The sequence below is a fragment of the Halomonas sp. HP20-15 genome, assembly GCF_033446685.1.
Taxonomy (GTDB): Bacteria; Pseudomonadota; Gammaproteobacteria; order Pseudomonadales; family Halomonadaceae; genus Modicisalibacter.
The window spans coordinates 460,294-479,789 of the sequence record NZ_JAWQLY010000002.1; the positions used below are offsets into that span (position 1 = coordinate 460,294).

Genomic DNA, 19,496 nt, shown 5'->3' on the forward strand with positions numbered 1-19,496 from the left:
CCCTCTTACGATGCAGGCGTGATAGGCCCGCACATGGCGGGCCAGGACACGGGAAGGGATTAGCACGGTGCAGCCCGACGACGAGCCCAATAGAGCGGTGCATGATGCGCAGGACGATCCCGTCTCGCTGGATGCCCCGACCGCTGGCGATGCCGCGCCGAGTGACGCGGCGCCGGGCGTCGTAGCGGGTCGCGCGACGCCGGCGAGCGGCGGCCTGCTGCGCTCGGGCATGGTGGTCAGCGCGATGACCATGCTGTCGCGGGTGCTGGGGCTGGCGCGGGACGTGACGATCGCCGCGCTGTTCGGTGCCGGCAGCGGCGCGGATGCGTTCTTCGTCGCCTTCAAGATCCCCAACTTCTTGCGCCGGCTGTTCGCCGAGGGTGCGTTCAATCAGGCGTTCGTGCCGGTGCTCTCGGAATACGCCTCCCGACGCACCCGCGAGGAAGTGCGCGAGCTGCTCGATGCCGTGGCCGGCAGCCTGGCGGTGGTCCTGGCGTTGATGACCGCGCTGGCGATCGTGCTGGCGCCATGGCTGGCGATAGCCTTCGCTCCGGGGTTCGCCCGCGACCCCGACAAGCTGGCGTTGACCGCCGAAATGCTGCGGCTGACCTTCCCCTATCTGCTGCTGATCTCGCTGACGGCGTTCTCGGGGAGCGTGCTCAATACCTGGAACCGCTTCGCCGTGCCGGCGTTCACGCCGGTGCTGCTCAATCTGGCATTGATCGGCGCGGCGGTATGGCTGACGCCGTGGATGAGCGTGCCGTCGATGGCGCTGGCCTGGGGCGTGCTGATCGCCGGCGCCGCGCAACTGGCGTTCCAGGTGCCGTTCCTGGCCCGGCTGGGATTGCTGCCGCGGCCTTGGCCGAATTTCCGGCATCCCGGCGTCAGGCGCATCCTGTGGTTGATGGCGCCGGCGCTGTTCGGCGTCTCGGTGTCGCAGATCAACCTGTTGCTGGATACCGTGCTGGCCTCGCTGCTCAGCGACGGCAGCGTGTCGTGGCTGTACTACTCGGATCGCCTGGTGGAGCTGCCGCTGGGGGTGTTCGGCGTGGCGCTGGGCACGGTGATTTTGCCGGCGCTGTCCAAGCGTCACGCCGAGCGCTCGGCCGAGCACTTCGCGCAGATGCTCGACTGGGCGCTGCGCGCGGTACTGCTGCTGGGGCTGCCGGCGGCGCTGGCGCTGGAAGTGCTCGCCGAACCGCTGCTGGTCAGCCTGTTCCACTACGGCGCGATGACCGATCGCGATATCGCCATGGCGGCGATGAGCCTGCGCGCCTATGCCCTGGGGCTGATCGCCTTCATGTTGATCAAGGTGCTGGCGCCGGGCTATTTCGCCCGCCAGGACACCGCCACGCCGGTCAAGATCGGGGTGGTCGCGATGGTCGCCAACATGGTCTTCAACCTGGCGTTGATACTGCCGCTGGCCCACGCCGGGCTGGCGCTGGCCACTGCGCTGTCGGCGTTTCTCAACGCCGGGCTGCTGGCCCGCGGGCTGCGCCGCCGCGGGGTGCTGGCGTTTCAGCCCGGCTGGGGACGCTACGCGCTACAGCTGTTGGGCGGCTGTGCGCTGATGACGCTGACGCTGTGGTGGTTCGCGCCCGACTGGCATGTGTGGCTAGAGTGGGGCGTATGGCGCCGGGCCGGCACGCTGGCCGCGCTGGTCACGGGGGGCGCCGTGGTGTACTTCGCCTGGCTGGCGGTGACCGGCGTGCGCGTGCGTCACTTCCGGCTGCGCAGTTGAGCACGGCGTTGATATGCAGTGCGACGGCTGTCAAGGCCACCCCCCTTCGTTATAATCGAAGGCTTTCCCGGTGCGTGATGGAGCCATTTGTGATCGTGAAGGACGTATGGAACTGATTCGCGGCTTGCACAACTTGACGGCGAAGCACCGGGGCTGCGTGGCGACCATCGGCAATTTCGATGGCGTGCACCGCGGGCACCAGGCGATTCTCGATCAGCTGCGCGATCGTGCCGCCGCGCTGGGACTGCCGGTGGCGGTGGTGATCTTCGAGCCGCAGCCGCGCGAGTACTTCGCCGGCGACCAGGCGCCGCCGCGGCTCACCCGGCTGCGCGACAAGGTCCGGCTGCTTGCCGAACACGGCGCCGAGCGGGTGGTCTGCCTGCCGTTCAACGAGGCACTGCGCAGCCTGACGGCACGGGCGTTCATCGACCGGGTGCTGGTCGACGGGCTGGGCGTTCGCCATCTAGTCGTCGGCGATGATTTCCGCTTCGGCTGCGACCGGGTCGGCGACTTCGCGCTGCTGCGCGAGGTCGGCGAGGCGCGCGGCTTCGCCGTCGAGCATACCCGCACCTTCGTGCTCGACGACGAACGGGTCTCGAGCTCGCGGGTACGCACGCTGCTGGCCAGCGGCAACTTCGCCCAGGCTCAGCGCATGCTGGGCCGGCCCTACCGACTGGCGGGACGCGTGGTGCGCGATCAGCAGCTGGGCCGCACGATCGGCGTGCCCACCGCCAACCTGCCGTTGCTGCCCGGACCGATGGCGCTACGCGGCGTGTATGCCGTACTCACCCGGCTCGCCGATGGTCGCGAGTTCACCGGGGTCGCCAACATCGGCTGGCGGCCGACGGTGGGCACGCCGCGACCGGTGCTCGAAGTCCATCTGTTCGATTTCGACGGCGACCTCTACGGCCAGCGCATCACCGTGGTGCCCTGCGCGCGGCTGCGCGGCGAGCTGACCTTCGACGGGCTGGAGGCGCTCAAGCGCCAGATCCAACGCGACCAGGCGCGAGCACGGGACTATTTCCGGGGCGTCGCGCTGGCGGATGGCGGCTCGGTTGAGGCCGCCACGGACGACTCGGCCTGGCAATCCTTTCTGGCATCGGCGCCGCTGGCGGCGATGCCGACGACTTCCGAATCCCCGGCGGCCCCAGCCGCCGACAACGACGACGGCTGACTCCAAGGCTATGAGCGACTACAAGCACACCCTCAACCTGCCAGAAACCGACTTCCCGATGCGCGGCAATCTGCCCAAGCGGGAACCGGCGCGCCTTGCGCGCTGGCAGGAGCTCGATCTCTACCAGCGGTTGCGCGACGCCGGGCAGGGGCGGGAATCCTTCGTGCTCCACGACGGCCCTCCCTACGCCAACGGCAGCATCCACATCGGTCACGCCGTCAACAAGATCCTCAAGGACATCATCGTCAAGGCCAAGGGCCTGGCGGGCTTTGACGCGCCCTACGTGCCGGGCTGGGACTGCCACGGGCTGCCCATCGAGCACAAGATCGAGACCCTGCACGGCAAGCACCTGCCGCCGGAGCAGGCCCGTGCGCTGTGCCGCGAGTATGCCGGTGAGCAGATCCAGGGCCAACGCCAGGACTTCGAGCGCCTCGGCGTGGTCGGCGACTGGGCGCATCCCTACCGCTCGATGGACTTCGTCAACGAGGCCGGCGAGGTGCGTGCGCTGGCCGAGATGGTTCGCCACGGCTATGTGTTCAAGGGGCTCAAGCCGGTCAACTGGTGCTTCGACTGTGGCTCGGCGCTGGCCGAGGCCGAGGTCGAGTACGCCGACAAGCAATCCGACGCCATCGACGTGGCCTTCGCCAGCGCCGACGACACCAAGCTGGCCGCGGCGTTCGGGCTGAGCGAGCTGCCCAAGCCCGCCGCCGTGGTGATCTGGACCACCACGCCGTGGACCATTCCCGCCAACCAGGCGCTCAACGTGCACCCGGAGTTCAGCTACGCGCTGGTCGATGTCGGCGATCGCCTGCTGTTGCTGGCCGAGGAGCTGGTCGAGAGCTGCCTGGAGCGCTTCGGCCTGCAGGGTCGGATGATCGCCACCGCCAAGGGCGAGGCGCTGGATCTGATCGAATTCCGCCACCCGTTCTACGATCGCCGCTCGCCGGTCTACCTGGCCGACTACGTGGGCGCCGACGAGGGCAGCACCGGGATCGTCCATTCGGCACCGGCCTACGGCATGGATGACTTCGTGACCTGCCGCGCCCACGGCATGGAGTTCAGCGAGATCGAAAGCCCGGTGCAGGGCAACGGCGTCTACGTCGACGACCTGCCGTTCTTCGGCGGTCAGCTGATCTGGAAGGCCAACCCGCAGATCGTCGCCAAGCTCGAGGAGGTTGGCGCACTGCTGGCCCACCAGAAGATCACTCACAGCTACATGCACTGCTGGCGGCACAAGACGCCGGTGATCTATCGCGCCACCGCGCAGTGGTTCGTGGGCATGGATATCCAGGGCGAGGATGGCAAGACCCTGCGCGAGCGTTCGCTGGAAGGCATCGAGGCGACGCAGTTCGTGCCGGCCTGGGGCAAGGCGCGCCTGCACTCGATGATCGCCAACCGTCCCGACTGGTGCATCTCCCGCCAGCGCAACTGGGGCGTGCCGATCCCGTTCTTCCTGCACAAGGCGAGCGGCGAGCTGCATCCGCGTACCCTCGAGCTGATGGAAGCGGTTGCCGAGCTGATCGAGGCCGAGGGCATCGACGCCTGGTTCCGTCTCGACGCCGCCGAGCTGCTCGGCGCCGAGGCTGGCGACTACGAGAAGGTCACCGACACCCTCGACGTGTGGTTCGACTCCGGCACCACGCACTGGCACGTGCTGCGCGGCTCCCACGCGCTGGGCCACGAGCAGGGCCCGCGCGCCGACCTGTACCTGGAAGGTTCCGACCAGCACCGCGGCTGGTTCCACTCGTCGCTGCTGACCGGCTGCGCGATCGACGGCCATCCGCCCTACAAGGGCTTGCTGACCCACGGCTTCACCGTGGATGCCCAGGGCCGCAAGATGTCCAAGTCGGTGGGCAACGTGATCGCCCCGCAGGAGGTGATGGACAAGCTCGGCGCCGACATCCTGCGGCTGTGGGTCGCCTCGACCGACTACTCCGGCGAGATGGCGGTCTCCGACGAGATCCTCAAGCGCACCGCCGACGTCTATCGGCGTATCCGCAATACCTCGCGGTTCCTGCTCGCCAACCTCAACGGCTTCGACCCGTCGCGCGACGCCATCGCCTTCGAGGACATGCTGGCGCTGGACCAGTGGGTGGTCGACCGCGCCGCCCAGTTGCAGACGCGTATCGAGCAGGCCTACGAGGAGTACCGCTTCCTCGACGTCTACCAGCAGGTGCATACCTTCTGCTCGCGCGAGCTGGGTGGCTTCTACCTGGACGTGATCAAGGACCGCCAGTACACCACCCAGGCCGATTCGCTGGCGCGGCGCAGCTGCCAGACCGCGCTCTATCACGTGGTCGAGGCGCTCGCCCGCTGGGTCGCGCCGATCCTCTCCTTCACCGGCGAGGAGATCTACGAGCACATCCCCGGCGAGCGTAAGCCGAGCGTGCTGCTGGAGCGCTACTACACGGGGCTGACCACGCTCGACGACGGCGCCGCGTTCGGCCGCGACTTCTGGGAGCGGGTGCTGCAGGTCAAGCAGGCGGTCAACAAGTGCCTGGAAGACGCGCGCAACGCCAAGCAGATCAAGAACGGCCTGGCCGCCGAGGTCACCCTCTACGCCAGCGACGAACTGCGCGAGACGCTGGGCCAACTGGGCGACGAGCTGCGCTTCGTGCTGCTGACCAGCGAGGTGCATCTGGCCTCTCAGGGCGCCGACGGCGCGGCGCAGGCCGAAGCCAGCGAGCTCGACGGCCTGCGGGTGGCGGTCGTTCCCAGCCCGCACGCCAAGTGCGAGCGTTGCTGGCAGCATCGCCCGGACGTCGGCAGCCACGACGAGCATCCGGACCTGTGCGGGCGTTGCATCAGCAACCTGCCGGACGGTCCCGGGGAGACGCGGCACTATGCATGAGCCTAGTGGACCCGAGACCCGGGCGGCCGAGACCGGCGACGCCCGAAAGGCTACATCCGCGCCGATGCGCCGGCCGCTGCGCTGGCTATGGCTGTCGCTGCTGGTCGTCGTCCTCGACCTGGGCAGCAAGGCGCTCGCCAGCAGCCTGCTGATCTACGGCCAGCCGGTCGAGGTGTTGCCGGTCTTCAACCTGACACTGCTGCACAACACGGGCGCGGCGTTCAGTTTTCTGGCGACGCACGACGGCTGGCAACGCTGGCTATTCGCGTTGCTCGCGGTGGGCGCCAGCATCGGCCTGAGTATCTGGTTGACCCGGCTGAAGCGCGGTGAAGTGCTGCTGGCCGGCTCACTGGCGCTGATCATCGGCGGTGCGCTGGGCAATCTCTACGATCGCCTGGTGCATGGCTACGTGGTGGATTTTTTCTCCTTCCACTGGGAAAGCAGCTATTTTCCCGCCTTCAATCTGGCCGACACGGCCATCACGCTGGGAGCGATCGGGCTGATTCTCGAAACCCTGCGCGATGCCCGGCGTCCAAAGGCCTGACACTCCTGACGTGGAGCGATGAGATGAGTGAATATCGGATCGGCGAGGGCATGGAAGTCACCCTGCACTTCACCCTAAAGCTCGAGGATGGCACGGTGGTCGATTCCACCCGCGACAAGCAGCCGGCGACGTTCCAAGTCGGCGACGGCAACCTGCCGCCGGGCTTCGAGGCGCCGCTCAAGGGCCTGACCGACGGCGAGACCGGCAGCTACACGATCTCTCCCGAACACGCCTTCGGCCAGCACAACCCGCAGAACATTCAATCGCTGCCCCGCGATAGCTTCGACGCGGAAACCGAACTCGAGGAGGGGCTGGTGATGTCGTTCGCCGACCCGGCGGGCGGCGAACTGCCGGGTGTGATCGCCGAGATCGGCGAAAAGCGCGTCGAAGTGGATTTCAACCACCCGCTGGCAGGGCGTACCCTGACCTTCGACGTCGAGGTGATCGAAGTGCGGCCGGCGACGACTCACTGAATCGACCGTGCGTAGCGTTTTTATACACCGCCACTGATACCGCGCGTATCGAGCGAGGCAATCATGCAGATCAAGTTGGCCAACCCCCGCGGCTTCTGCGCGGGCGTCGATCGGGCGATCGATATCGTCAACCGGGCGCTCGACGTGCTGGGCCCGCCCATCTACGTGCGCCACGAAGTCGTGCACAACCGCTTCGTGGTCGATTCGTTGCGCGAGCGTGGGGCGATCTTCGTCGATGAGCTCGACGAGGTGCCCGACGACGTCACGGTGATCTTCTCCGCCCATGGTGTATCGCGCGCCGTCCAGCAGGAGGCCGAGCGGCGCGGGCTGAAGATATTCGACGCCACCTGTCCGCTGGTCACCAAGGTGCACATGGAAGTGCTGCGTTATGCCAAGCGCGGCCAGGAGTGCATCCTGATCGGCCATGCCGGCCACCCGGAGGTGGAGGGCACCATGGGCCGCTACGACACCTCGCACGGCGGCGCCGTCTACCTGGTCGAGGACGAGGCCGACGTCGCCGCCCTCGAGGTCAAGGACCCTGAGCGCTTGGCCTTCGTCACCCAGACGACGCTATCGATGGACGACACCGCGCGGGTGATCGATGCCCTGCGCGACAAGTTTCCGGTCATCCAGGGACCGCGCAAGGACGACATCTGCTACGCCACCCAGAATCGCCAGGACGCGGTGCGCGAACTGGCCGCCGACTCCGACCTGGTGCTGGTGGTGGGTAGCGTCAACAGCTCCAATTCCAACCGCTTGCGCGAACTCGCCGAGCGCATGGGCACACCGGCCAAACTGATCGACGACGCCAGCCTGATCGAACCGGCATGGCTGGAAGGCGTCGAGCGCATCGGCATCACCGCCGGCGCCAGCGCGCCCGAAGTGCTGGTCAAAGGGGTAATAGAGCGCCTGCGCACATTGGGCGCCGAGATTCCCGAGGAACTCGAGGGCCGCGAGGAGAACATCACTTTCTCCATGCCGCGCGAACTGAGAGAGCAGGTCATCGTCAGCGGCTGAGATAGCTCCTTCGTCGAACGTTGAAAAGTCGGGCTTATGCCCGACTTTTTTATGGATTAAAAGCTACTGTGCTGCGCTAGACTGATACATATTGAAACAAATCTGTCTTTTTTCGAGGGTCTTCTGTGCGACAAGCCGGGGTCTCGCTGATCGAATCGCTCATCGCGCTGTTACTGATCAGCATCGCACTGCTGGGTATCGCCGGCTTGCAACTGGTGACGCTGCAGGATGCCCGCGATGCTCGCTGGCGCGTCGAGGCGACGTCGCTGGCTTCCGCGGCGCTGGAGCGCATGCGCGCCAGTCCCGACCAGGCCGAGGCGTTCATGATCGATTACGACGATGACACCTTTCCCAATTGCGCCGGAGGCGGGAGTATCTGCAGCGGCATGCACGACTGGTTGGGCGAGGTACAGCGCGCCTTGCCCAACGGGGCGGCGAAGATCGCCGTAGCGAAAGCCAGCGAAGTGGCTCAGGTGACGATCTCGCTGCATTGGCGCCAGCAACCCGCCGAGGCCAACGACCCGCTGCCCAGTTGTGGCACCGCCGCCGACTCGGGCGGCTGTGTGATGCTGGAAACCCGTCTATGATGCGCCCCGCCCTGACCGGCGCAGCCACGACCGGAAGACGTCAGTCGGGGGTAGGGCTGGTCGAGTTGATGATCTCGATCACCATCGGCCTGGTACTGGTGGCCTTGGTGACCAATTATTACCTTTCCAGCCGTCAGAGTTATCAGACCACGGTCGTCTCGAGCGAACTGACCGACGCCCAGCGCTACGCCATGCAGCAGATACGCCGGCAGTTGATGCTGGCTGGCTATAGCGACTCGTGGATGCATCAAGAGACCGTTTTCCCAACCGGCGGTGGCGGTGGCGAAGTTCCCCCATTCGCGGCGGGCGGGATCATCGCCAGCAATAAGCCAGGCGAACTCTGGTTGCGCATGCAGGGAGCGGCGCTAGCCAATCAGCCGACTATGGCCTGCAATAACCAGCAAATCACCAAGAATACCAATATTGCCTTGATACACCTCTTTATCGAGGACGATACGCTTAAATGCGAAACCCGTTTTGGCGGGGACCCGCAGACAAGTCCTCTGCTCGATGGTGTCGAAGCCGTCGCCTTCAGCTATCTCGACGACTCCGATGAGTTCAAGACTTACAATGATGCGGTCGACTGGCCCTCCGTGCGTGCAATCCAGGTGGATTTGCTGATTCGCAGTGAAGCCCAGACCTATGACGCACCGGTCCAGCAGTCCTTCCAATGGCCGGGTAGCGCGACCAAAGACTTCACTGATCGGTACATGCGCTCGCGAGTCACGCGCATCGTGACGCTGCGCAATTCCGCCGGGGTGGCTTCATGATGGCTCCGCTTCGTCGCCAAGCGGGAATGGCGCTACTGGTGACGTTGGTGTTGATCGCGCTGATGGCGCTCATGGCGTTCTCCGGCAGCGAAAACATACGCTTGCAGCAACGTCTGGCGAGCAACGATCAGGCGGCCCAGATCGCGTTTCAGGCGGCTGAAGCCGCGCTCAAGGAGGCGGTCGAACAAATACTCGGAGCGCCACAGTTAGCCAGCTTCTGTAAGGGCAAAGCCAACCGTCCGACGATCGATAGCCTGGCCACGCTCAACTCCGACGATGTACTTCAGAGCCTGGCGGACCATGGAACCGATGTCGATTTCACGGTGGGGGACAATAATGGCGAGCACCTGCCGCTAGGTACACAGCCGCGCTACGTGATTACCTGCGTCGACGAGGGCGCCATCGAGGATTACATCCCGCCGCAGAGTATGGTCGAGGGCAAGAACGAGACGGCGGTCGGCGAATATCATTTCTTCCGTATTTACGCCCAGGGTTTTGGTCCGAGAGGCCAGCTATCGCGCGTGATCGAGGCCCGTTATGTTTTTTGAATATCCGTCGCCGAGGAAACTAGCCATATTCGGACTAATGCGCACGAGAGCCTTGGCTGTCTTGCTGGTCTTGGTATTGGGATGTGTGCTTGCGCCTGCAATGGCGCACGCCATGGGTTATTTCCCGACACCCACTGAAAATAGCAGCGGCAATGATGCCGGTGAAAGCGCGGCAGGAAATGAAGGTGTAGGCGCGGATCCGATGGGGAGTTCGGGTGGTTCGGGTGGTTCGGGTGGTTCGGGTAGTTCGGGTAGTTCGGGTGGTTCGGGTAGTTCGGGTAGTTCGGGTGACTCGGGTAGTTCGGGTAGTTCGGGTAGTTCGGGTAGTTCGGGTGACTCGGGTGAGAATAATGACATCGTGGAAAGCTACCCCGAGGTTCCCTATAAAACGCCGGAGAATGCCCAGGCGGATGTCAAGCCGCGCTCCATGGTAGTCATGTCAAACGATCATCAGCTTTTCTTCAAGGCTTACACGGACTGGAGCGACGTCGATGGCGATGGCGATATCGATGCCACGTTTGACGAAGATATAAAGTATTATGGCTACTTTGATAGTGATGCCTGCTATGTTTATAATCCCTCGCTCGATGGGGGAGCTTTCGAATATTCCTCGAGGATTAATGGAGCCTACTTCTGTGCTGACAATAAGAAATGGAGCGGCAATTTTCTGAATTGGGTCTCTATGACCCGGATGGATATAATACGCAAGGTCCTATATGGCGGTAAGCGGTTTCGTGACAATGATTCACAGACGACTATTTTGGAACGTGCCTATCTGCCCTACGATGCGCACTCTTTTGTAAAGGTAGTTAGTAATAGGCCATTACTTAATCGGCACACTCCCTTTGACGGAAACAGCTCAGTTTCATTCTGCAATACCACAGGCTATGGCGGCACTGGGCAGTCAAAGGATGTTGATGAACCGCCGTTGATTCGCGTTGCCGAGGGTGAGTGGCGGAACTGGGCTGCCAATGAACGCTGGCAGTGCACCTGGCGTAACGAATCGAAGCGTAGCAATGGAGATGGTAGTAAGCGCCCCGATAAGTCGAGCAACAGCTTGGGCGAGGAATATCTTGTGCGGGTCGAGGTATGTAGCCACTCGAAAGAGGGGTGCAAAGCCTATCCCGACTCTCAGCAGTTGAAGCCAACCGGATTGTTGCACGAGTATGCCGACAGTATCGATTTTGGCTTGACAACCGGTTCCTACGCTAAGAATACTCAGGGTGGCGTTTTACGCTCCAATGTGCGCAGTTTTAATGATGAAATAAACCCTAGCACAGGCGAGTTTCTTGATGTCGATGGCATAGTCAGTAATATCGATGCTTTCCGTATTTCTCGTTATACCTATGGCAACAATGATGGAACTTATAATACTAATGATAGTTGTACGTGGGGCACCTACTTTGGAAATGTTGGCAATGGCCGATGCTCGAGTTGGGGTAACCCATTCTCGGAAATTACTGCTGAGGCCCTTAATTACTTGACGGGGGCTGCCAGGACCGAGTCATTCAGCGTCGGAACTGGAAGCGTGGAAAGCAATTATGTAAAAGGATTAAGCTCACCCGAGTGGTCTAACGATAGTGATGCCGAGTGGTGTGCCTCGCATTCCATGATTTTGATTAACTCTAGTGAAGTCTCGTTTGATAATGACGCTGACTTGTCAAAGATTTCTTTGCGCAGCGGTAGTGTAAGGAGTTGGACTAATAAAATTGCTGAAAGCGAAAATATCAGCGGGAAATATTTTGTGGGTGAGTCGGGCGCGGACAATGACCGCCTTTGCACTGCCAAGACCGTCAATTCGGGAAATTTTTCCAATGTTAGAGGTATCTGCCCAGGCGCGCCGGGGGTCGGCGGTAGCTATAACGTAGCTGGTTTGGCCAAATATGCTTATGAAACACCCATTATCCGTAATGAAAGTGACACTCAGGGTGAAAACGTCAGCACCTATGCGGTTAGACTCGCGGCAAACACGCCCATTATCGATCTTGGTGATGCCAAGATCGTGCCCGCCTGTAACAATACCCAGGACAATGGGCGATGCTCGATCGTCGATTTTAGACCCAAGCAACTAGGTCAGAACTCAGGTAGCTTCGATGTTACCTGGGAGGATTCCGAGTTCGGCGGCGATTACGATTCCGATTACGAAATGACTTTTTCCTATGAACGAGTTGGGGATCGTTTGAATATCAGGACGGATGTGGTCAATGACTCGTCTGGCAGAACCGCTGGAGTCGGGTACGTGCTGAGCGGCACAGATGGCCGCTACACTTCGACTTCGAGCACCGAGTTCGTCATGAATAACAACGGTACACGAGTGGCTAGCGATGGCTTTGTCGCTCACTCCGGGGTTGGCAACTATAGAGGCTCTTTGTGTAGCAATGGGTGCTCCGTAGGCAATGCGGCTACAACTATGAGCTACCATATTGGAAGCTCAGCCAGTGCCTCTTCGTTAAGGCCGCCGCTGTACTACGCTGCAAAATATGGTAACGATGAGGGCGAAAAGGCTTATTTTGAAGTCAATAACATCAACCAGCTTGCTGCCTCACTGAGGAATGTACTGGGTGGCGTTCTGACGAGTTCCAACCAGACGGGCTCGGGGTTGGGTTACAGCACCAACTACGATGGTGCGGTCTTTCAAACGGTTTACAATAACCTCAATAGCTGGTCGGGCGATCTTATTGCCTATAACACCTCGTCGGCCGGAATAGCAGGCCGTAAATGGAGTGCGCGGGAACGCTTGAATGCCTTGATATCCGGCAATGGCAATCGCCAGGTCATCTCTACCAATCCGGCGACAGGGCAAGGTGTGCCGTTCGAGGCCAATCAACTACCCCAGCAGCTTGAAGATGCCGAAGCTATCGTGAGCTACCTGAGAGGCGATCCCGGCGAAGACGGCCAGTTCCGAGAACGACTCTGGCTGGACAATAGCGCGGCACCACTTGGCGACATCATCGATTCGCGCCCTTTTGTGGTGGCTTCACCCGACAGTTACTACGTGCCTGAGAATGTCGAAGACACGTCGTATCTCCAGTTCGTTAACGAATACAAGCAGCGCACCCCGATGGTTTACGTGGGAGCGAATGACGCCATGTTGCATGGCTTCAACGCTGCAACCGGCGATGAAGAAATTGCCTATGTCCCGGGGATGTTGCTTGACTCGGTCGCCGAGTTGGCTGACCCGGACTACGAGCATCGCTTCTATGTCGATGGTAGTCCGACGGTGCTTGATGCGCGCTGGGGCGGGCAAAGCGATGCTAGTTGGCATTCGGTACTGGCCAGTGGGCTTGGCTCCGGCGGACGGGGTATCTTTACGCTGGATGTCACCGATCCCGATAATTTCAGTGAAGCGAATGCAAATCAGCTAGCGCTTTTCGAATATAGCCCGGCCACCGAACAGCGGCTGTTTGGCGGCAGCGAAGGCGGCGATGAGGGCGAGGATGAGGAAGGTAGCGCCGGCTCCGATACAGATGAACTGCATTTAGGCTATATCTACGGGCGGCCAAGCATCGTTCAGCTCGAGAACGGACGTTACGCGCTGGTATTCGGCAATGGCTATTTCAGCCCCTCCGGCAAGGCTGCTCTTTACATCATCTATCTTGATGCCGCCGCTGACGGCACCATCTCTACCGGCGACGTGATGCGCCTGGTGCCACCTTCTGCGGCCAATGCCGGAGAGAACGGCCTTTCCACGGCATCCCTGATCGATCGGGACAAGGATGGTCAGATGGATACCGCCTATGCCGGCGACCTGCTGGGCAACCTCTGGCGTTTCGACTTGAGCGGCGACTCGTCTACCTGGCAGCACTCCATTACGCATCTGTTTACCGCCAAGCAAGGTGATGCCTATCCATTGATCACCACAGCCGTGGAAGTAGGACGGCATCCCGAGGGCGGGTTAATGGTTTTCTTCGGTACCGGGAGTCGTCCGGGGCGTTCCCTGCCAACATCCCAGGCACGCGGCGCCGTCGATGGTTTCTATGCGATACGTGATGACGGCAGCCGGGGGCCATCCGATGATCCGCTTACACGGTCCAGTTTGGCGGAGCGTACGTTGGCGACCCAGGAGCGTATCGATGAGGACGGCAATTCAGTGACGCTGCGTTATTTCGAGAATCCGCCCAGTAAGGGGACGTACGCTGCCAATGGCTGGCATATGGACTTTCCGGGTAACGAACGTGTCATCGATGCGCCGGCCTTGCATGGCAATCACATCATTTTTACCAGCTTGATACCAGGGCAGGGACTATGTGGCGCGGAGGACAATGGTTTTCTCTATGAGCTATCGGCATTCGATGGCCTGGCTCCAGACGCGCCCGCCAATGACGCGAACGGCGATGGGCTCGTCAATGGGCAAGACAAGGTCGTTGATTCCGATAACGGGGGTGATGTGGTGCCGGTAGGTATCGGCACGCAAGGCGCGATCTATACGCCGGTCATCGATACCAACCTAGAGGACAATACCGAGAACAAGCTCTCGGTAAATACCGGAGCCCAGACACAAAGCTATCGCGGGACGCCCTTGAATCCGCTGGAACTGGGACGTGTCTCATGGCGCGAATTGGAGAACTGATGAACAAGCAGCGTGGCTTCTCACTCATCGAGCTGATGATCGTGGTAGCGATCATCGCCATTCTGGCGGGCATCGCCTGGCCCTCCTACGAACGCTATGTGGATCGCTCCTACCGCGCCCAGGCTCAGGCCTCGATGCACGAGATGGCCCAGCGCCTGGAGCGCTACTACAGCCAGACCTACAGTTACGGCACCGATGGAAGCGATCAAGTGCCGTCGACAATGACGCCGGCGTTAGCGCCCGACGCCGTCCCCAGTTCCGGCACTCAGCGCTATACGCTAAAGGTCACGGTTTCCGGCAATGGCAGTAACTTCACCATCACCGCAACGCCACAGGGCGCCCAAGCCGACGACCCGTGCGGTACACTGACGCTTGGCCAGGATGGCACTCAGACGGCTGCGGCAAGCGACTGCTGGAACTAGCAGTCGGCGTTGTCATCGCGGGCACGGCGAACCCGCCCGAAGCTGGTGACGATCTGGCGGGCATTGCCGCTCTTTAGGTCGGGATGGCACAGGTCGAAGGTGCCGGGTTCCGTGGTGAAACCCGTAGGCTGATAGCTGAATCCGTTGGACTGATTACTGTTGTTCGTAATCCTTATCGCGCCGACATTGGCCGGATAACGCCGGATAAGCGTCTCGCCGCCATCGAGGATGGCGTCGTCATCGGCATCCTCGAACATTATCAAGCCGTTCTGCCAGTCGTTCGTACAAGTACTGTCGTCCTCGCTCGGGCATAGGTGGACTGTAGCCCGCCGTTCGGCGGCCTCGAGCCGTGTTGCGGAAATAGCCTGCCACAGGCGGTCGGCCTGGCGGTCGAGGGCGTTGCGTGCGGCCAGCTGCGAGAAGCTCGGCACGGCCCAGCCCGCGAGGATGCCGATGATCGCGATCACCACCAACAGTTCGATCAAGGTGAAACCTCGGTTACGGGACACGCTCATGCGAAAGACACTCACTGCATTAGAATGGGGCTCCACGAAGCTTCCGGGAAAGCGCCCCGCGCATCAAGCGTTCCGTGAGCTTGTGTAACTAACGCAGCCTGGAGGCTTTTGCGTGACTGCCAGCCACTTCCATTCCGAACATCCCGATTTCCTGATCGTCGGCGGCGGGGTCATCGGCATGATGACCGCACTGCAACTGGCGGACGCCGGCCAACGCGTGACGCTGATCGAGCGTGGGCGCTGTGGCCACGAGGCATCCTGGGCGGGCGGCGGCATCGTCTCGCCGCTCTATCCCTGGCGTTACGGGGTGCCGGTCTCGGCGCTCTCGCGCTGGTCGGAGGGGTTCTATCCCGAACTCTCGCTGCGCCTGCTGGAAGAAACCGGTATCGACCCCGAGTATCGCCAGCGCGGATTGCTGTACTTGAGCGTCGACGACGAAGCGCGGGCGCTCGACTGGGCGCGCGAGGTCGGCAAGCCGCTGGAGCGTGTCGATGGGGAATTCATCTATCGCAAGGAGCCCCAGGCCGCGCCGGGCTTCGAACAGGCGTTGTGGATGCCGACCCTGGGTAGTATCCGCAATCCGCGCCTGGCTCAAGCCTTGCGGGCGCGGTTGGCGGCGATGCCGCGGGTCACCCTGCGCGAGGGGATGGCGGTGGAGCGCCTGCTCGTCGAGGGCGAACGGGTTGGTGGTGTCCAGGCCGGTGGCGAGCGGATCATGGCCGACCGCGTGATCGTCTGTGGCGGCGCCTGGAGCGCCGGATTGCTCGATAGCGTCGGTTATACGCTGGCGGTACGTCCGGTGAAGGGGCAGATGATCCTCTTCCGTGCGCCGCCCGGGCTGGTCGAGCGGGTGGTGCTGCTCGATGGGCGCTATGTGATCCCGCGGGCCGATGGCCGCGTGCTGGCCGGCTCGACGCTGGAAGAGTGCGGCTTCGACAAGACCACCAGCGCCGCCGCGCGCGAGTCGTTGTGGGCGAGCGCAATGCGGATCGTGCCGGCGCTGGCCGACTGCGAGATAGAACATCATTGGGCCGGGCTGCGGCCGGGCTCGCCCGACGGCGTGCCGATGATCGGCGGCGTGCCGGGCGTCGCCGGGCTCTACGTCAACGCCGGTCACTATCGCAACGGGCTGGTGCTGGCGCCGGCGGCGACACGACTGCTGGTCGACGAATTGCTTGGCCGCGAGCCGATCGTCGATCCGCGTCCCTATCGCTTGGGGTGAATCGTTGCCCGCGTCGAACCACGGGGCGCCGTGGCGTCAGGAGGGAGGCGTCTGCTCCTCGAGAAAGCGTGCGTGATGATCGCTGGAGCAGAACCACAGCTGGTCGCGGCGTACGGCATCCTGTTCGGGCAGGTGCACGCGGCAATAGGCGCAACGCACCATCTTGGCGTCCTCGACGCGGCGCGGCGCGTCCTGCTCGAGCTTCCATTCACGGTACATGCGATAGAGCTTGAGGCCGGCCCAGAACAGCACCGCGAAGATGATCAGGCGGATGATCAATAGGTTCATTCCTTGGTCTCCCATGACGGCCCGGCGGTGCTTTGCACGCGACAGCCCTTGCGGGACAATGAGGGTCAGGGGGTAGTGTAAAGCCAGCCTCATGGCTCGCCAATCGCGCCCCGCCCCATTTCTGGCCCAGCTACTGCGAGGATTGTTCGCTCATGCAAGATTTGACCCTGGTAATGGCCCAGCTGGACCCGCTGGTGGGCGATATACCCGGCAATGCCGAGCGCGCCATCGAGGCCGTGCGCGAAGCGCGCATCGAGCACAAGGCCGACGTCGTCGTCTTTCCCGAGCTGTTCCTGACCGGCTATCCGCCCGAAGACCTGCTGTTTCGCGAGTCGATGGAGGCGCGGCTCGAGGCGGCGCGTGCGCGCATGGCACAAAAGGTGGCCAAGGACGTGATGGTGGTGATCGGCTATCCCGGCCATCGTGACAGTGGCTATCACAACCTGGCCGGAGTGCTCTACAACGGCGAGTGGCTGGGCGAGTACGCCAAGCAGGCGCTGCCCAATTACCAGGTCTTCGACGAGCGGCGCTATTTCATGCCCGGCAGCGAGCCTCTGGTCATCGAGCATGGCGGTGCGAAGCTCGGCATCCTGATCTGCGAGGATCTATGGGACGGCGCGCCGGTACGCCAGTGCCGCGACGCCGGCGCCGACGTGCTGGTGACCCTCAACGCTTCGCCCTTTCATCAGAACAAGTCCGCCGAACGCCTGGCGCTGTTCGCCGAGCGCGCCCGCGAGGCGCAGCGCCCGGTGGTCTACGTCAACCAGATCGGCGGTCAGGACGAGCTGGTCTTCGATGGCGGCTCGCTGGTCGTCGACGCGGCCGGCGAATTGCGTGTCCACGCCCCGCACTGGCAGGTCGGACTGATGCCGGTGCGCTTTCTCAACGAAGGCGGTAGCTGGACGCCGGAAGCCGGCGAGATCGAGGAACTGCCCGACACCGAGGAAAACCTCTACTGCGCGCTGGTCACCGGACTGCGCGACTACGTCAACAAGAGCGGTTTCCAGGGCGTGGTGCTGGGACTGTCGGGCGGCATCGATTCGGCGCTGTCGTTGGCGATCGCCGTCGATGCCCTGGGCCCCGATCGTGTCCAGGCGGTGATGATGCCCTATCGCTACACGGCGCAGATCTCGCGTGACGATGCCGCCGAACAGGCGCGGCTGCTCGGCGTGCATTACGAGTCGCTGCCGATCGCCTCGATGGTCGAGGCGGCCAACGCAACGCTCGCCGAGAGCTTCGCCGGTGCGCCGGAAGACACCACCGAGGAGAATCTGCAGTCTCGGTGTCGCGGCGTACTGCTGATGGCGATCTCCAACAAGAAGGGCCTGATGGTGCTGACCACCGGCAACAAGAGCGAGATGGCGGTGGGTTACGCCACGCTCTACGGCGACATGGTTGGCGGGTACAACGCGCTCAAGGACGTCTACAAGACCTGGGTCTACCGGCTGGCGCGCTGGCGCAATACCCAGGGGCTGGCGATTCCGGAACGCGTGATCACCCGTCCGCCCTCGGCCGAGCTGGCTCCCGACCAGCAGGACAGCGATTCGCTGCCCGGCTACGACACGCTCGATGCGATCCTCGAGCGCTACATCGAGCGCGACATGAGCGCCGAGGCGATCATCGCTGCGGGGTTCGCCAGCGACGATGTCTACAAGGTCGTCAAGCTGGTCGACCGTAGCGAGTACAAGCGTCGCCAGGCGCCGGTCGGCGTGCGGGTCACCTTGCGCGGCTTCGGGCGCGACCGCCGCTATCCGATCGTCAACGGTTGGCAGCCGGGCGAATAACCCGGCTTCGGGCATCGCGCCGCGAGCTACGAAAAGCAAAACACCTCCGCCGGAAACTTCCCGCGGAGGTGTTTTTATGGTGAAGGATTAAGCTTGCCGCCCGAAGCCGTTAAAGCGTCAGCGGCTTGGCATCGACGTGACGCGGCTCGAAGGTGCGACCGTCGAGGCGTTCGTTGTCCGGATCGTTCTCGACCAGGGTCTTGAGCACATCGCGGGCGCGATCGCGCATGTTGAGCCCCAGATAGCCCTCGACCATGGTCGCCAGCGCATCGCGGGTGGCGGTAGCCTGCGGGTAGTGCTCGAGCACCCAGCGGCCGCGCTCGACGGCGGCGACGTAGGCGCCCTTGCGCAGATAGAAGTCGGCGACCTGCAGCTCATGACGGGCCAGGACGTTGCGCAGATAAATGATGCGCTGACGGGCGTCGGCGGCGTAGGGGCTGTCGGGGAAGCGCCGCACCAGTTCGCCGAAGTCGACATAGGCATCCCGCGAGGCGCCCAGGTCACGCTTGGAGATGTCGATCAGCTCGAGCCCCTCGAGGCTGAAGCGTCCGGCCTCGTAGGCGGCCAGGCCGCGCAGGTAGTAGGCATAGTCGATCTGCGGATGGTCGGGATGCAGGCGGATGAAGCGGCTGGCGGCGGCGCGTGCGGCTTCCCAGTTCTCGATCTGATAATAGGCGTAGATCAATTCCAGTTGGGCCTGCTCTGCATAGTTGCCGAACGGGAAGCGGGTATCCAGCGCCTCGAGCTGTTCGACGGCAGCGCTATAGCGCCCGGTATCGAGCGATGACTGGGCCTGCTGGTAGAGTTCCTGCTCCTGAAGGTCAGGGTCCACCTCGTTGCTGGCACAGCCGGCGAGCAAGGCAGCGACAAGGGCCAGGGCGGCAAGGGGAGAAACGCGCATCGTCATCCTCGTATCGGGCAATCGTCAACGGCCATGCTAGAATCGGCCGGATCCGGTGACTCGTAAAGTCCCACACTATAAAGCACACC

16 protein-coding genes are annotated in these 19,496 nt (G+C 62.8%); 13 read left to right on the forward strand and 3 right to left on the reverse strand.

Annotation, left to right across the window (positions count from 1 at the left end):
• Positions 1-217 precede the first annotated feature (217 nt).
• From murJ to R6258_RS04620, 11 genes are all read left to right on the forward strand, one after another.
• Complete coding sequence (murJ, locus tag R6258_RS04570; RefSeq protein ID WP_318448045.1) at positions 218-1,741, forward strand: murein biosynthesis integral membrane protein MurJ; 1,524 nt, start codon at positions 218-220, stop codon at positions 1,739-1,741.
• Between the two features lie 106 nt (positions 1,742-1,847).
• Positions 1,848-2,915 (forward strand): bifunctional riboflavin kinase/FAD synthetase, encoded by a 1,068-nt coding sequence (gene ribF, locus R6258_RS04575; RefSeq protein WP_318447958.1) that lies wholly within the window; start codon positions 1,848-1,850, stop codon positions 2,913-2,915.
• Positions 2,916-2,925: 10 nt separating this feature from the next.
• A complete protein-coding gene (ileS, locus tag R6258_RS04580; protein WP_318447960.1) occupies positions 2,926-5,766 on the forward strand; it encodes an isoleucine--tRNA ligase in 2,841 nt (946 codons plus the stop codon).
• 64 nt (positions 5,767-5,830) lie between these two features.
• Positions 5,831-6,310 carry a signal peptidase II gene (gene lspA / locus R6258_RS04585; RefSeq protein WP_318448047.1) on the forward strand — a complete coding sequence of 160 codons (480 nt, stop codon included), beginning with the start codon at positions 5,831-5,833 and terminating at the stop codon, positions 6,308-6,310.
• Between the two features lie 23 nt (positions 6,311-6,333).
• Positions 6,334-6,783, forward strand: a complete 450-nt coding sequence (gene fkpB / locus R6258_RS04590) for an FKBP-type peptidyl-prolyl cis-trans isomerase (RefSeq protein WP_318447963.1) — start codon at positions 6,334-6,336, stop codon at positions 6,781-6,783.
• 63 nt (positions 6,784-6,846) lie between these two features.
• Positions 6,847-7,800, forward strand: coding sequence for a 4-hydroxy-3-methylbut-2-enyl diphosphate reductase (ispH, locus tag R6258_RS04595; protein WP_318447965.1), 954 nt, complete (start codon positions 6,847-6,849; stop codon positions 7,798-7,800).
• A gap of 125 nt (positions 7,801-7,925) precedes the next feature.
• A complete protein-coding gene (gene pilV, locus R6258_RS04600) occupies positions 7,926-8,387 on the forward strand; it encodes a type IV pilus modification protein PilV (protein WP_318447968.1) in 462 nt (153 codons plus the stop codon).
• Complete coding sequence (locus R6258_RS04605; protein WP_318447970.1) at positions 8,384-9,157, forward strand: PilW family protein; 774 nt, start codon at positions 8,384-8,386, stop codon at positions 9,155-9,157. The genes pilV and R6258_RS04605 overlap by 4 nt, the downstream gene beginning before the upstream one ends.
• Entirely contained in the window at positions 9,154-9,705 is a 552-nt protein-coding gene (locus tag R6258_RS04610; RefSeq protein WP_318447972.1) for a PilX N-terminal domain-containing pilus assembly protein, read from the forward strand. The genes R6258_RS04605 and R6258_RS04610 overlap by 4 nt, the downstream gene beginning before the upstream one ends.
• A 52-nt stretch (positions 9,706-9,757) precedes the next feature.
• Positions 9,758-14,275, forward strand: a complete 4,518-nt coding sequence (locus R6258_RS04615; protein ID WP_318447974.1) for a pilus assembly protein — start codon at positions 9,758-9,760, stop codon at positions 14,273-14,275.
• Entirely contained in the window at positions 14,275-14,697 is a 423-nt protein-coding gene (locus R6258_RS04620) for a type IV pilin protein (RefSeq protein WP_318447976.1), read from the forward strand. Before R6258_RS04615 ends, R6258_RS04620 begins: the two co-directional genes overlap by 1 nt.
• Here the strand turns inward: R6258_RS04620 and R6258_RS04625 are convergent.
• Positions 14,694-15,212 (reverse strand): GspH/FimT family pseudopilin, encoded by a 519-nt coding sequence (locus R6258_RS04625; protein ID WP_318447978.1) that lies wholly within the window; start codon positions 15,210-15,212, stop codon positions 14,694-14,696. The two genes, R6258_RS04620 and R6258_RS04625, sit on opposite strands and share 4 nt — an antisense overlap.
• A 178-nt stretch (positions 15,213-15,390) precedes the next feature.
• On the opposite strand from R6258_RS04625, the gene thiO reads away from it, so the two are divergent.
• Positions 15,391-16,434, forward strand: a complete 1,044-nt coding sequence (gene thiO, locus R6258_RS04630; protein ID WP_412176353.1) for a glycine oxidase ThiO — start codon at positions 15,391-15,393, stop codon at positions 16,432-16,434.
• Positions 16,435-16,470: 36 nt separating this feature from the next.
• Here the strand turns inward: thiO and R6258_RS04635 are convergent, their stop codons facing one another.
• Entirely contained in the window at positions 16,471-16,722 is a 252-nt protein-coding gene (locus R6258_RS04635) for a PP0621 family protein (protein WP_318447983.1), read from the reverse strand.
• A 152-nt stretch (positions 16,723-16,874) separates the two neighbouring features.
• On the opposite strand from R6258_RS04635, the gene R6258_RS04640 reads away from it, so the two are divergent.
• Positions 16,875-18,506, forward strand: a complete 1,632-nt coding sequence (locus tag R6258_RS04640; RefSeq protein ID WP_318447985.1) for an NAD+ synthase — start codon at positions 16,875-16,877, stop codon at positions 18,504-18,506.
• A 109-nt stretch (positions 18,507-18,615) separates the two neighbouring features.
• On the opposite strand, the gene R6258_RS04645 is transcribed toward R6258_RS04640, so the two are convergent.
• Positions 18,616-19,407 carry an outer membrane protein assembly factor BamD gene (locus R6258_RS04645; RefSeq protein ID WP_318447988.1) on the reverse strand — a complete coding sequence of 264 codons (792 nt, stop codon included), beginning with the start codon at positions 19,405-19,407 and terminating at the stop codon, positions 18,616-18,618.
• Between the last annotated feature and the right edge of the window lie 89 nt (positions 19,408-19,496).